The following is a 13,478-nucleotide window of genomic DNA, read 5'->3' on the forward strand; positions in this document are numbered from 1 at the left end:
GCTCGGGGGGACCCGCGGTCCCCCCGACCCTGTTTCGATCGCGGCGGCGCGCAAAGGAAAAGGCCGCCGGGTTGCCCCGACGGCCGCATCTTCACGCTCGTGACCTTGCGGTCGCCGCGCCTTGGCCCAGGGATTAACCCTGGCGGGCCTTGTAGCGCTTCTGCGTCTTGTTGATCACGTAGATGCGGCCTTTGCGGCGCACGACCTGGCAATCGCGGTGACGCTGCTTGAGCGAGCGGAGCGAGTTCCGGACCTTCATCGGTCTTCTCCCATTCGCGGCGCGCGTGCGCCTTGAAACAAACATGCCCCCGTTTCCGGGGGCGGTGATGGTGGGCGCGACAGGGATCGAACCTGTGACCACTACGATGTCAACGTAGTGCTCTACCGCTGAGCTACGCGCCCGTCCTCGTCGTCTTGCCCCCCCTTTCCGTTGCCGTTCCGGCGGGGCAGGTCGTCTCGGTCCCGGGGTCTATAGACAGTTCGGATTTCCCTTTCAAGGGCTTTTGGCAAACTCGCGGCACGGACTATATTGGCCCTCGTGATGACGCTCTTCGAAGACATGCCCGCCTATCGTCTGCGCCTGCCGGCCCGGCAGGCGGGCAGTGTCGTCTTCGCCTCTCCGCACAGCGGGAACCAGTATCCACAGGCCTTTCTGGACGGGGCCTCGCTTGATCCGCACACGCTGCGCTCGTCCGAGGATGCGTTCATGGACCGGCTTCTGGACGTGGCGCCGGGGCTTGGCGCGGCGCTGATGACGGCGGTGCTGCCGCGCGCCTTCGTCGATCTGAACCGCGCCTGCGACGAGCTTGACCCAGCGTTAATCGACGGGGTCCGCGGCGCGCCGCACAATCCCCGAGTCGCCTCCGGGCTGGGGGTGATTCCCCGCGTGGTTTCGGCCGGGCGGGTGATCCGGCAGGGCAAGATGACCCGGGTCGAGGCCGAGGCGCGGTTGCAACTGGCCTGGCATCCCTATCACGCCCGGCTGTCGGCGCTGACCGACCAGGTCTGGGGCCGGTTCGGGCAGGCGATTCTCATCGACATGCATTCGATGCCGCACGAGGCGGTCGAGCAGGGCCGCGGCCCGCGCCCGCAGGTGGTGATCGGCGACCGTTTCGGCGCCACCGCCGCGCCGGGCATCGTCCACGCGATCGAGCAGGCCTTCGAGGCCGAGGGGCTGCGCGTCGGGCGCAACGTGCCCTTCGCCGGGGCCTATGTCGTGCAGACCCATGGCCGCCCGGCCTCGAATCGCCATGCCGTGCAGATCGAGATCGACCGCGCGCTCTACATGGACGAGCGCACGATCACCCCGCATCAGGGGTTCGAGCCGTTTCGGGCGCTGATCGGCCGGGTGATGGCGCGACTGGTCGAGATCGGCCGGGCCGAGGCGCAGCCGCTGGCGGCCGAGTAGCGGTCAGCGCAGGGCGCGGCCCCTCAGCGCAGCGCGCGGCCCTTGCGGATCGCGTCGGCGCCGAATCGGGCGCGGATCGCGTCGGTGGCGCGTTCGGTGGCGGCGCGGGCGCGGGCGGCGGGGTCGAGAAGGTCGCCGGTCAGGTCGGCCGCCGCGGCCGGCACCAGATCCGAGATCCCGACTCCGATCAGCCGGAACGGCCCCGGATCGCGGTTGGCGCGCAGAAGCTTTTCGGCCTCGGTCCAGATCACGTCGGCCAGCTGCGTGGCTTCGCGCAGCGCGTGGCGGCGGCTGATCAGGGTGAAATCCGCGCGCTTGAGCTTCAGCGTCACCGTCCGCCCCGCCATCTCCTTGGCCTTGGCGCGGTCAGAGACCTGTTCCGACAGCCGCCAGACATGGCCCAGAAGCGTGTCGAGGGCGGCGGTGTCCTCGTTGAAGGTGGTTTCCTTCGAGATCGACTTCACCGGGTGATGCGGCGAGACGCGGCGGTGATCCTCGCCCCGCGCGAGGTGCCAGAGCCGGTCGCCAGAGGCCCCGAAGCGCTCTGCCAGGTCGCGCCGGTCCCAGCGCAGCAGGTCGTCCAGCGTGCGGATGCCGGCGCGCTCCAGCGCGGCCTGCGTCGCGGTGCCGACGCCCCAGATCAGCCCGACCGGCTTGCCCTTCAGGAAGGCCGCGGTATCGCCGCGCCCGATCACCGAAAAGCCCCGCGGCTTGTCGAGATCCGAGGCGGTCTTGGCCAGGAACTTGTTGTGCGAGAGGCCGATCGAGCCCGAGATCCCCAGCTCGGTCTCCATCCGCCGCACGAGACGCGCGAGCAGCACCGCGGGCGGCGCGCCGTGCAGCCGCGCGGTGCCGGTCAGGTCGAGGAAGGCCTCGTCCAGCGACAGGGGCTCGATCAGCGGCGTGAGTTCCTCGAGCATCGCACGGATCGCCTTCGAGACCTCGACATAGCGCGCCATCCGCGGCTTCACGACCACCGCGTCGGGGCAGAGCTTCAGCGCCTGGAACATCGGCATCGCCGAGCGCACGCCCGAGATCCGCGCGATGTAGCAGCAGGTCGAGACCACGCCGCGGGTGCCGCCGCCGACGATCACCGGCCGGTCGGCCAGCGCGGGGTCGTCGTGCTTCTCGACACTGGCGTAGAAGGCGTCGCAATCCATGTGGGCGATCGAGAGGTCGAAGAGTTCGGGGTGGCCCAGCACCCGCGGACTGCGGCAGGCGGGGCAGCGCAGGCGCGGGCCGGGCGCCGCCTCGAACCGGGCGAGGCAGTCGCGGCAGAGGCTGGGAAGCGGGGCGCTGGCGGTCATGGCCCCTTATAGCAGGGCGCGGGCGGCGTTGCAGGGGTGACTCACCGGCGCGGCCGTCTGCAGCCGGCGCGCAGAGGCCGCTTGACGGATGGCATCCGCACTGGTCAGTTCAATTTGCCTGGGGAGGCACGGACATGCCCGGCGCTGCGTCGCCGGCCGAAGGGGACTGACAGATGGCAATTCGTATTGCGGGCCTTGGCGCCGCCTCCCTCGCCGTCGCGACGGTGCTGGCCGCGGGCCATGCGCAGGCCGCCGATGTCGTGATCGGGCTCGGGGCGCTCGACTACAAGAACGAAGAGGCGACGGTGCTGTCGTTCGAACTGCACAGCGCGCCGATGTGGCAGTTGGGGGCGGTGCAGTTCGGGCTGGGCCTTGGCGCCTTCTACAGCGACGAGGACAGCGCCTTCGCCGGCGCCGGCGTCACGATGATGATCCCGATGGGCCAGAGCTGGTTCATCGAGGGCAGCTTCATGCCGGGCTTCTACAACGACGGCGGCTATTCCACGGATCTTGGCGACGAGCTGGAATTCCGCACCGTGCTGGGCGTGGGCTACCGGATCGGTCAGGGCGCGGTGTCGCTGGCGGCGAGCCATGTCTCGAACGCCGATCTGGCCGACGAGAACCCGGGCGTGAACGGCCTGTCGCTGCGCTATCGCATCGGCTTCTGACGGGCGGACCCGTCATCGGGCAGCGCCAGAGCCGGGGGGATCGCCGTCGGCACGCCATCGGTCCGAGAGCCGATGGCGATGGGGGGCCACGCTGGCCCCCCGACCCTGTTTCTTACTTCAGCAGCGTGATGTCGCGCACCGCGCCCTTGGCGGCCGAGGTCGCGAAGGCCGCATAGGCCTTGAGCGCGGTCGAGACCTTCCGGTCGCGGGTCGCGGGCGTATAGGCGGCCTCGCCGCGCGCTTCCTGCTCGGCCCGGCGCGCCGCCAGCTCGTGATCGTCGATGCGCAGCGAGATGGTGCGGCCCGGGATGTCGATGTCGATCATGTCGCCATCCTTGACCAGCGCGATGGCGCCGCCCTCGGCCGCCTCTGGCGAGACATGGCCGATCGACAGGCCCGAGGTGCCGCCCGAGAAGCGCCCGTCGGTGATCAGCGCGCAGGCTTTGCCGAGGCCCTTCGATTTCAGGTAGCTGGTCGGGTAGAGCATTTCCTGCATCCCCGGCCCGCCGCGCGGGCCTTCGTAGCGGATCACCACCACGTCGCCGGCCACGACCTTGCCGGTCAGGATCGCGGACACGGCATCGTCCTGGCTTTCATAGACCTTGGCCGGGCCCGAGAACTTCAGGATCGACTCGTCCACGCCCGCCGTCTTCACGATGCAGCCGTCGAGCGCCACGTTCCCCGCCAGCACCGCCAGCCCGCCGTCCTGGCTGAAGGCATGCTCCTTGGACCGGATCACGCCCGTCTCGCGGTCGGCATCGAGCGAGGTCCAGCGCTGCTGCTGGCTGAAGGCCACCTGCGTCGGCACGCCGCCCGGCGCGGCCTTGAAGAACTCCTGCACCTGTTCGGAGGGGTTCAGCGCGATGTCCCAGCGTTCGATGGCCGCGCCGATCGAGGGCGAATGCACGGTCGGCAGGTCGCGGTGCAGCAGGCCCGCGCGGTCGAGCTCGCCCAGGATCGCCATGATGCCGCCGGCGCGGTGCACGTCTTCCATGTGCACGTCCTGCTTGGCGGGCGCGACCTTGCACAGGCAGGGCACGCGGCGCGACAGCCGGTCGATGTCCTCCATCGAGAAGTTCACCTCGCCCTCATGGGCGGCGGCCAGCAGGTGCAGCACGGTGTTGGTCGAGCCGCCCATCGCGATGTCGAGCGACATGGCGTTCTCGAAGGCCTCGAAGCTGGCGATCGAGCGCGGCAGGACCGAATAGTCCTCTTGTTCATAGTGCCGGCGGGCGAGGTCGACGATCAGGTGGCCGGCTTCCACGAAGAGCCGCTTGCGGTCGGCATGGGTGGCCAGCGTCGAGCCGTTGCCGGGCAGCGACAGCCCCAGCGCCTCGGTCAGGCAGTTCATCGAGTTCGCCGTGAACATCCCCGAGCACGAGCCGCAGGTCGGGCAGGCCGAGCGCTCGATCACCGCGACTTCCTCGTCGGTGTATTTCTCGTCGGCCGCGACGACCATCGCGTCGACGAGGTCGAGCGCGACCTCCTTGCCCTTCAGCAGGACCTTGCCGGCCTCCATCGGGCCGCCCGAGACGAAGACCGCCGGGATGTTCAGGCGCATCGCGGCCATCAGCATGCCGGGGGTGATCTTGTCGCAGTTCGAGATGCAGACCATCGCGTCGGCGCAATGGGCATTGACCATGTATTCGACCGAGTCGGCGATCAGTTCGCGCGAGGGCAGCGAATAGAGCATCCCGGCATGGCCCATCGCGATCCCGTCATCGACGGCGATGGTGTTGAACTCTTTCGCGACGCCGCCCGCGCGCTCGATCTCGCCGGCGACCAGCTGGCCGAGGTCCTTCAGGTGGACGTGGCCGGGCACGAACTGGGTGAAGGAGTTCACGACCGCGATGATCGGCTTGCCGAAATCGCTGTCCTTCATGCCGGTGGCCCGCCAGAGGCCACGGGCGCCGGCCATGTTGCGGCCATGGGTCGAGGTGCGCGAGCGATAATGCGGCATGGGTCGGGTCCTTCGGCTGGCTGGCCCGCAGGCGCCTCTCCTCGAAGGCCCGGGCCGGATGTTCCTCGGGCGCGGACCATAGAGTGACTTGGGGGCAAGGGAAAGCGCGGAACCGCTGGCCGTGGGCGCCGGGGCAGGGCAGGATGGCCGCGGGGTGCTGGTGCGAGGAGGGATCATGGACGGCGGACTTGCAGGGGAACTGACGGGCGGCAACGCGGTCTTGATCGCGATCGCGCTGTTCGTGATCGTGTCGATCTTTCTGGGCGTGCGGATCGTGCCACAGTCCGAGAAGCATGTGGTCGAGCGCTTCGGGCGGCTGCGCGCGGTGCTGGGGCCGGGGGTGAACTTCATCGTGCCGTTCATCGACGTGGTGCGGCACAGGATCTCGATCCTCGAACGGCAACTGCCCAATGCGATGCAGGACGCGATCACCGCCGACAACGTGCTGGTGAAGGTCGAGACCAGCGTCTTCTACCGGATCACCGAGCCCGAGAAGACCGTCTACCGGATCCGCGATGTCGATGCGGCGATCGCCACGACGGTGGCGGGGATCGTGCGCTCGGAGATCGGGCGGATGGAGTTGGACCAGGTGCAGTCGAACCGCGCGCAGCTGATCGAGAAGGTGCGCGAGCAGGTGGCGGCGATGGTCGACGACTGGGGGATCGAGGTGACGCGGGCCGAGGTGCTGGACGTGAACCTCGACGATGCGACGCGGGCGGCGATGCTGCAGCAGCTGAACGCCGAGCGCGCGCGGCGCGCGCAGGTGACCGAGGCCGAGGGCAAGAAGCGCGCGGTCGAGCTGAATGCCGATGCCGAGCTTTATGCGGCCGAGCAGCAGGCCAAGGCCAAGCGGGTGCTGGCCGATGCCGAGGCCTATTCGACCGGGGTGATCGCCGAGGCGATCGCGAAGAACGGGCTCGAGGCGGCGCAGTACCAGGTGGCGATGCGGCAGGTCGAGGGGATCGAGGCGCTGGGGAAAGGCACCGGCAAGCAGACCATCGTGGTGCCGGCCGCGGCGCTCGAGGCGCTGGGGGACGCGTTCCGGATGCTGCGGGGGCGGGGCTGATGGCGCTCTGGCAGGTCTGGTGGGTCTGGCTGGTGGCGGCGGCGGCCCTCGGCATCGCCGAGACGCTGCTGCCGGGCTTCGTGGCCTTCGGCTTCGCGGGCGGCGCCGCGGTCACCGGGGTGCTGGTCTGGACCGGGCTGATCGGGGCGACGCTGGGGCCGGTGCTTCTGGTCTTCGCGCTGGCCTCGCTGGTCACCTGGGCGCTTGCCCGGCGGCTGATGGGCGTGCGCCGGGGGCAGGTGAAGCGCTGGGACCGCGACATCAACGAAAACTGAGATCGGCAAGGATCCGCTCTATCGCCGGGCCCGCTCAGGAACCCCGGAAGGCGGCTGCGAGTTGTCTGCCCAGAACCTGTTGAACCAGGAGGACATGATGCAGGACAACTTCGGGAACACCCCCCGCGATCCCGCCTACGACCGTCGGCTCGAGACCACCAAGACCTCGGGCGGCAACGGGATCTTCTTCATTCTGGGCGCCATCGTCGTGGCGCTGGGCGTGATCTTCTTCCTCGTCTCGGGCAACGAGCCCTCGGCCCCGGCCCCCGATGCGACGATCGAGAACAACGTGACGGCACCCGCTGCCGACAGCGCCGCGCCCGCCGCCGACGCCCCTGCCGCGACCGCGCCGGTCGCCGAGCCGGCCGCCCCGGCCCCGGCCCCGGAAGCCGCCCCGGCTGACAGCGGTGCCACCGGTGGCACCGAAGCCCCGGCTCCGGCCCCGGCCAACTAAGACGGCCCTGATTGAACAGGAAAGGGCGGCCCCTCGGGGCCGCCCTTTTCGCATCGAGCGCCGGGCAGAAGCGCCCGGGCGCAGGGGGGTGCGGGGGGAGCCGCGGCTCCCCCCGACCCTGTTTCCGGCTCAGTGGTTCGGCAGCCGCGCCTGCACCGAGTTCATCTCGGCCACGATCGCAGCCGCCGCGGCCCGCGGATCGGCGGCGCGGTGGATCGGACGGCCGACGACGATATGGTCGACCCCATCCGCGATCGCCTGCGCCGGCGTCGCGATCCGCTTCTGGTCGCCCAGATCCGCCCCCGCCGGCCGCACGCCCGGCGTCACGATCAGCCGGCCTGCCGCCTCGGGCAGGGCGCGGACCCGCGCCGCTTCCTGCGGCGAGCAGATCACGCCGTCGGCCCCGGCGGCCAGGGCGCGGGCCGCACGCTCGATCGCGATCTCGTGGATGTCGCCCGCGACCATCATCCCCTCGTCGAGATCGGCGCGGTCGAGCGAGGTCAGCACCGTCACCGCGAGGATCTTCGTGGCCGAGCCGCCGGCGCCTTCCTTGGCCGCGCGCACCACATGCGGGTCGCCGTGGACGGTGAGGAAATCCATCTCGAACCGGGCGAGGCCGCGCACCGCCGCCTCGACCGTGGCGCCGATGTCGAACAGCTTCATGTCGAGGAAGATGCGCTTGCCGTGTTCGGACTTCAGCTCGTTCGCCAGCGCGAGCCCGCCGCCGGTCAGCATGCCGAGGCCGATCTTGTAGAAGCTGACCGCGTCACCGAGCGTTTCGGCGAAGGCGAGGCCCTGCACCGCGTCGGGCAGGTCGATCGCCACGATAAGACGGTCGTCGGACAGGCGGCCGTCGGCGCGCATCGCCGTCGCTGCGTCGGTCATCGGAACTCTCCTTGGCTGGATTTTCCCTGCTCTGCCGCCGTGGCGCGCCGAGGTCAAGGAAAAGCCGGCCGCGAGAGGTCAGGCGGCGAGGCGGGCGCGGGCCTGCATCTGGCGCTGGTGCAGCATCCGGGCGCTGCCGATCAGCCGGTCGCGCAGCGCGCCGGGTCCGTGGACGGGGGCCGAGGTCAGCACCCGCGTTTCGAACGGGACGGGGCGGCCGTCGGCCTTGACCAGCAGCGTCACCAGCGCCTCGACGCGGCCGAAGTCGCGCAGGCGGCGGGCATGGGTCACTTTCGCAGAGAGAACACGCATCGGGGGCCCTCCTTCGGGCGGGACGCGGCCTTGACGCCGCGGGTCACTTGCGATCCTGCAACGCGTTGGGAAAGAAATGGTTTCCCGAATGTGGCGGCGACGTGACCCTTAGGTCAACCGGCCCGGCGCGACCGGGTGACGCAGGGCGGCCGGGTGCGGGCCGGATCGGGACAGGATCGGGGTCGGTGGCCCTTGAAACTGTTGCCCGATGACCACAGATTTCGGATCGAGACCTGCGGGTCCCGTGCCGGATGCGGGCGGGGCCGGAGCGGGGGCTTGATGGAAAGGGGAATTGCCGATGAACATGGAAAAGTTCACGGAGCGCTCGCGCGGCTTCATCCAGGCCGCCCAGACGATCGCGATGCGCGAGGGGCACCAGCGACTGATGCCCGAGCACCTGCTGAAGGCGCTCATGGATGACGACCAGGGCCTGAGTTCGAACCTGATCCGCCGCGCCGGCGGCGAGCCGAAGCGCGTGAGCGAGGCCGTCGAGCTGGCGGTGTCGAAGAACCCGAAGGTCTCGGGCGACGCGGGCCAGGTCTATGTCGACCCGAGCCTGGTGCGGGTGCTGGACGAAGCCGAGAAGGTTTCCAAGAAGGCGGGCGACAGTTTCGTGCCGGTCGAGCGGATGCTGATGGCGCTGGCGATGGTGAACACCAAGGCCAAGGATGCGCTGGATGCGGGCGCGGTCACCGCGCAGAACCTGAACGCCGCGATCAACGACATCCGCAAGGGGCGCACCGCCGACACGGCCTCGGCCGAGGAAGGCTATGACGCGCTGAAGAAATATGCCCGCGACCTGACCGAGGCCGCCGAACAGGGCAAGATCGACCCGATCATCGGCCGCGATGACGAGATCCGGCGCACCATGCAGGTGCTGAGCCGGCGCACGAAGAACAACCCGGTGCTGATCGGGGAACCCGGCGTCGGCAAGACCGCGATCGCCGAGGGCCTCGCGCTGCGCATCGTCAACGGCGATGTGCCCGAGTCCCTGCGCAACAAGAAGCTCTTGGCGCTGGACATGGGCGCACTGATCGCGGGCGCGAAATACCGTGGCGAGTTCGAAGAGCGTCTGAAGGCGATCCTCAAGGAGATCGAGACCACCGCGGGCGAGATCATCCTGTTCATCGACGAGATGCACACGCTGGTGGGCGCCGGCAAGACCGATGGCGCGATGGATGCCGCGAACCTGATCAAGCCGGCGCTTGCGCGCGGCGAGCTGCATTGCGTGGGCGCCACCACGCTCGACGAATACCGCAAGTATGTCGAGAAGGACGCGGCGCTGGCGCGGCGCTTCCAGCCGGTGATGGTCAGCGAGCCGACGGTCGAGGACACGATCTCGATCCTGCGCGGCATCAAGGAGAAATACGAGCTGCACCACGGGGTGCGGATCTCGGACTCGGCGCTGGTGGCGGCGGCGACGCTGTCGCACCGCTACATCACCGACCGCTTCCTGCCCGACAAGGCCATCGACCTTGTCGACGAAGCCGCGAGCCGGCTGCGGATGGAGGTGGACAGCAAGCCCGAGGAGCTGGACCAGCTCGACCGCCAGATCCTGCAGATGCAGATCGAGGCCGAGGCGCTGAAGAAGGAAGACGACGCGGCCTCGAAGGACCGGCTGCAGACGCTGGAGAAGGATCTGGCCGAGCTGCAGGGCCGTGCGGCCGAGATGACCGCGAAATGGCAGGCGGAGCGCGACAAGCTGGATGCGAGCCGCGGCCTCAAGGAGCAGCTCGACCGGGCGCGGGCGGAACTGGAGCAGGCCAAGCGCGAGGGCAACTTCGCCAAGGCCGGCGAGCTTCAGTATGGCCGGATCCCGGATCTGGAGAAGAAGCTGGGCGAGGCCGAGGCGGTCGAGGACGGGCTGATGGTCGAAGAGGCCGTCCGCCCCGAGCAGATCGCCGAGGTGGTCGAGCGCTGGACGGGCATCCCGACCTCGAAGATGCTCGAGGGCGAGCGCGAGAAGCTGCTGAAGATGGAAGAGGTGCTGAGCGGCCGCGTCATCGGCCAGCCCGAGGCGCTGACCGCCGTCGCCAATGCCGTCCGCCGTGCGCGGGCGGGGCTGAATGACGAGAACAGGCCGCTGGGAAGCTTCCTGTTCCTTGGCCCCACCGGGGTCGGCAAGACCGAGCTGACCAAGGCCGTCGCCGAATACCTGTTCGACGACGATCAGGCGATGGTGCGCATCGACATGTCCGAGTTCATGGAGAAGCACGCGGTGGCCCGCCTGATCGGCGCGCCTCCGGGCTATGTGGGCTATGACGAGGGCGGCGTGCTGACCGAGGCGGTGCGGCGGCGTCCCTATCAGGTGATCCTGTTCGACGAGGTCGAGAAGGCGCATCCGGACGTGTTCAACGTGCTGCTGCAGGTGCTGGACGACGGGGTGCTGACCGACGGTCAGGGCCGCACCGTCGATTTCAAGCAGACGCTGATCGTGCTGACCTCGAACCTCGGCAGCCAGGCGCTGAGCCAGCTGCCCGAGGGCGCGGACTCGACGCTGGCGCGGGCGGCGGTGATGGAAGCGGTGCGGGCGCATTTCCGGCCCGAGTTCCTGAACCGGCTGGACGAGACGGTGATCTTCCACCGGCTCACCCGCGACAACATGGACGGGATCGTCACCATCCAGATGGCGCGGCTGGAAAAGCGGCTGGCGCAGCGCAAGATCGCGCTGGAGCTGGACGAGGCCGCGCGGCAGTGGCTGGCCGATGAAGGCTATGACCCGGTCTTCGGGGCACGGCCCTTGAAGCGGGTGATCCAGCGCAACCTGCAGGACCCGCTGGCCGAGATGCTGCTGGGCGGCGAGGTCCGCGACGGCGAGACGGTGAAGGTCACCGCCAATACCGACGGACTGGTGGTCGGCAGCCGCGTGCGCCCCTCGGCGCGCGTGAAGCCGGTCGAAGCCTCGGTTCATTGAGCCGGGCCGCAGGCAGGACAACAAAAGCGGGGGCGGTCCGGATGGGCCGCCCCCGTTCGTTTGCGCGGACCACGACAGGGCCGAGAGCATCGGTGTCGAGGGTCCGCTTGCTATCCTCAGCGGAAGGGGCGGCGGCCCCGTGGGGATTTCCGGTCACAACGCGGTGTGAGGTCGTGAAGAGACGTGAGGGATGGGATCTCGCGCGCTAGCGTCGTGAAGGGCAGGATCGAGGCGATGTGACCGCGCGACCCTGAACCGCCGGGCCTGCACCTTCGTAGTCCCTGCACGAGGCGCAGATCCGGCCCGGCCCCTTGGGGCGTGCCGCAACCAAGGAGACCCGAGATGACCCGAGACATGCAATCCCGCCTCGGACCGAGGATCGGCTGGTCGCAGGTGACGCCGCGCGCCGATTACCTGAACCGCCGCCAGCTGATGGCCGGGGCCGTGGGGCTGGGTCTGGCAGGGTTGGCGGGGCCTGCCGCGGCCAAGCTGACCTACATCCCGTCGAAATACTCGACGACCGAGACGCCGAACACTCTGGAAGAGATCACCGGCTACAACAACTTCTACGAGTTCGGCACCGACAAGTCCGACCCGAAGAACTATTCGGGCCAGTTCCAGCCGGAGCCTTGGACGGTCGAGATCGGCGGCATGGTCGACCGGCCCGGCACCTGGGGGCTCGACGACATCCTGAAGGACGTGACGCTGGAAGAGCGGATCTATCGTCTGCGCTGCGTCGAGGCCTGGTCGATGGTGATCCCCTGGATCGGCTTCCCGCTGAAGACGCTGCTCGACAAGGCTGGCGTCCAGCCCGGCGCGAAATTCGTGGCCTTCGAGACGGTGATGCGCCCCGAGGAGATGCCGGGCCAGCGCGCGCGCTGGATCGAATGGCCCTATCGCGAGGGGCTACGGCTGGACGAGGCGATGCACCCGCTGACCATTCTTGCCACCGGCCTTTACGGTGATCCGCTGCCCAACCAGAACGGCGCGCCGCTGCGGCTGGTGGTGCCGTGGAAGTATGGCTTCAAGGGCATCAAGAGCATCGTGAAGATCAGCCTTGTCCCGCAGGAGCCGAAGGCGACCTGGAAGATGCTGCAAAGCAACGAATACGGCTTCTATGCCAACGTGAACCCCAAGGTCGACCATCCGCGCTGGAGCCAGGCGACCGAGCGGCGGATCGGCGCGGGGCTGTTCGGCGGCCGGCAGGAGACGCAGATGTTCAACGGCTACGGCGAACAGGTGGCCGATCTCTACAAGGGCATGGACCTTGCAAAGGATTACTGAGCGGCTGCGCCAGTCCGCCCTGGTCGGCGCGATCAACACGCGGGCCCGGCGGGTGCCGGTCTGGGCGATCTATCTTCTGGGCGCGCTGCCGGCGGCCTGGATCGTCTGGCTGACGCTGCAGGGCGGGCTCGGCATCGATCCGGTGAAGGAGATCGAGCATCGGCTGGGCAAGCTGGGGCTGCAGTTCCTGGCGGGCGGGCTGGCGGTGACGCCGCTCAGGACCTGGGTGGGGGTGAACCTGCTGAAGTTCCGCCGCGCGCTGGGGCTGCTGGCCTTCTGGTATGTGCTGGCGCATCTGGCGGCCTGGGTGGTTCTGGACATGGGCCTGCTCTGGGCACAGATGGGGCGCGACATCCTCAAGCGCCCCTACATCACCATCGGCATGCTGGCCTTCGCGCTGATGCTGCCGCTGGCGATCACCTCGAACGCCGCGTCGATCCGGCGGCTGGGGGCGCGCTGGCGGCTGCTGCATCGGCTGGTCTATCCGGCTGCGGTGCTGGGGGCGCTGCATTTCATCCTGCTGGTGCGGACCTGGCAGCCAGAGCCGATGCTCTACCTGGCGGGAATCGCGGCGCTGCTGCTGCTGCGTCTGGGCATCCTGCGGCGGACGGGACGGGCCGCGGGCAACGCTCCGGTCCGCGGGGCCGGGCGGGCCTGAGGGCAGACCCGGGAAACGGTTGCGCGGGTCCCCCCGACTCGCGCAACTTTCCGTCTCCGCGGCCGGCGACGTGGTGGTCGGTGGCCCTCTAACCCCAATATTTTGCGGTTTGATGACGGGCTTGGCAAAAAGTCGGGGTCCGGGTGAAAAAGCCTCTTGCGGCGGTCGGGTGTTATCCGTAGAACCCCCTCACCGAAGCGGACAACACTGCAACGGTGCGGTAGCCGGGTCGCAAGACGCTGGAAACGCTGAAGGAAATTCGAGGACGGTTGGAGCGGGCAGCGCCA

General features: G+C 69.1%; 13 protein-coding genes and 1 tRNA gene. 8 read left to right on the plus strand and 6 right to left on the minus strand.

Translation table 11 applies throughout. The features are described 5' to 3' along the window. Nucleotides 1-133: 133 nt before the first annotated feature. Together ykgO and V8J36_RS05055 are read right to left on the minus strand one after the other, a co-directional pair. Nucleotides 134-259 (minus strand): type B 50S ribosomal protein L36, encoded by a 126-nt coding sequence (ykgO, locus tag V8J36_RS05050; protein ID WP_336461159.1) that lies wholly within the window; start codon nucleotides 257-259, stop codon nucleotides 134-136. Nucleotides 260-327: 68 nt separating this feature from the next. Further along, nucleotides 328-402: transfer RNA gene (locus tag V8J36_RS05055), tRNA-Val, on the minus strand. A gap of 139 nt (nucleotides 403-541) precedes the next feature. Between V8J36_RS05055 and V8J36_RS05060 the strand changes: the two genes are divergently transcribed. After that, nucleotides 542-1,408: an N-formylglutamate amidohydrolase gene (locus V8J36_RS05060; RefSeq protein ID WP_442902458.1), complete on the plus strand. Its 867-nt coding sequence runs from the start codon at nucleotides 542-544 to the stop codon at nucleotides 1,406-1,408. 23 nt (nucleotides 1,409-1,431) lie between these two features. Here V8J36_RS05060 and V8J36_RS05065 read toward each other — a convergent pair whose 3' ends face one another. After that, the gene (locus V8J36_RS05065; protein WP_336466147.1) at nucleotides 1,432-2,715 is read right to left on the minus strand and encodes a DNA polymerase IV; all 1,284 of its coding nucleotides are present in this window, start codon (nucleotides 2,713-2,715) and stop codon (nucleotides 1,432-1,434) included. Nucleotides 2,716-2,888: 173 nt separating this feature from the next. On the opposite strand from V8J36_RS05065, the gene V8J36_RS05070 reads away from it, so the two are divergent. Continuing rightward, on the plus strand, nucleotides 2,889-3,383 hold the full coding sequence (locus V8J36_RS05070; RefSeq protein WP_336466148.1) for an acyloxyacyl hydrolase: 495 nt from the start codon (nucleotides 2,889-2,891) through the stop codon (nucleotides 3,381-3,383). A 112-nt stretch (nucleotides 3,384-3,495) separates the two neighbouring features. Here the strand turns inward: V8J36_RS05070 and ilvD are convergent, their stop codons facing one another. Further along, nucleotides 3,496-5,343: a dihydroxy-acid dehydratase gene (gene ilvD, locus V8J36_RS05075; protein WP_336466149.1), complete on the minus strand. Its 1,848-nt coding sequence runs from the start codon at nucleotides 5,341-5,343 to the stop codon at nucleotides 3,496-3,498. A 175-nt stretch (nucleotides 5,344-5,518) separates the two neighbouring features. Here ilvD and V8J36_RS05080 point away from each other — a divergent pair, with 175 nt between their 5' ends. The 3 genes from V8J36_RS05080 to V8J36_RS05090 all read left to right on the plus strand — a co-directional run bounded on the left by V8J36_RS05080 (nucleotide 5,519) and on the right by V8J36_RS05090 (nucleotide 7,138). Then, nucleotides 5,519-6,409 (plus strand): SPFH domain-containing protein, encoded by an 891-nt coding sequence (locus tag V8J36_RS05080; protein ID WP_336466150.1) that lies wholly within the window; start codon nucleotides 5,519-5,521, stop codon nucleotides 6,407-6,409. Continuing rightward, entirely contained in the window at nucleotides 6,409-6,684 is a 276-nt protein-coding gene (locus tag V8J36_RS05085; protein WP_336466151.1) for an NfeD family protein, read from the plus strand. Before V8J36_RS05080 ends, V8J36_RS05085 begins: the two co-directional genes overlap by 1 nt. A gap of 61 nt (nucleotides 6,685-6,745) precedes the next feature. Beyond that, nucleotides 6,746-7,138, plus strand: coding sequence for a hypothetical protein (locus V8J36_RS05090; protein WP_336466152.1), 393 nt, complete (start codon nucleotides 6,746-6,748; stop codon nucleotides 7,136-7,138). Nucleotides 7,139-7,267: 129 nt separating this feature from the next. Here V8J36_RS05090 and pyrF read toward each other — a convergent pair whose 3' ends face one another. Then, the gene (gene pyrF, locus V8J36_RS05095) at nucleotides 7,268-8,023 is read right to left on the minus strand and encodes an orotidine-5'-phosphate decarboxylase (RefSeq protein WP_336466153.1); all 756 of its coding nucleotides are present in this window, start codon (nucleotides 8,021-8,023) and stop codon (nucleotides 7,268-7,270) included. Nucleotides 8,024-8,101: 78 nt separating this feature from the next. Continuing rightward, on the minus strand, nucleotides 8,102-8,335 hold the full coding sequence (locus tag V8J36_RS05100; RefSeq protein WP_336466154.1) for a hypothetical protein: 234 nt from the start codon (nucleotides 8,333-8,335) through the stop codon (nucleotides 8,102-8,104). Between the two features lie 298 nt (nucleotides 8,336-8,633). Between V8J36_RS05100 and clpB the strand changes: the two genes are divergently transcribed. The 3 genes from clpB to msrQ all read left to right on the plus strand — a co-directional run bounded on the left by clpB (nucleotide 8,634) and on the right by msrQ (nucleotide 13,191). Further along, nucleotides 8,634-11,249 (plus strand): ATP-dependent chaperone ClpB, encoded by a 2,616-nt coding sequence (gene clpB / locus V8J36_RS05105; protein WP_336466155.1) that lies wholly within the window; start codon nucleotides 8,634-8,636, stop codon nucleotides 11,247-11,249. A gap of 342 nt (nucleotides 11,250-11,591) precedes the next feature. Then, complete coding sequence (msrP, locus tag V8J36_RS05110; RefSeq protein WP_336466156.1) at nucleotides 11,592-12,533, plus strand: protein-methionine-sulfoxide reductase catalytic subunit MsrP; 942 nt, start codon at nucleotides 11,592-11,594, stop codon at nucleotides 12,531-12,533. Next, nucleotides 12,517-13,191, plus strand: coding sequence for a protein-methionine-sulfoxide reductase heme-binding subunit MsrQ (msrQ, locus tag V8J36_RS05115; RefSeq protein ID WP_442902459.1), 675 nt, complete (start codon nucleotides 12,517-12,519; stop codon nucleotides 13,189-13,191). Before msrP ends, msrQ begins: the two co-directional genes overlap by 17 nt. Nucleotides 13,192-13,478: the final 287 nt, after the last annotated feature.

This window comes from Frigidibacter sp. MR17.14 (genome assembly GCF_037095735.1).
GTDB lineage: Bacteria > Pseudomonadota > Alphaproteobacteria > Rhodobacterales > Rhodobacteraceae > Frigidibacter.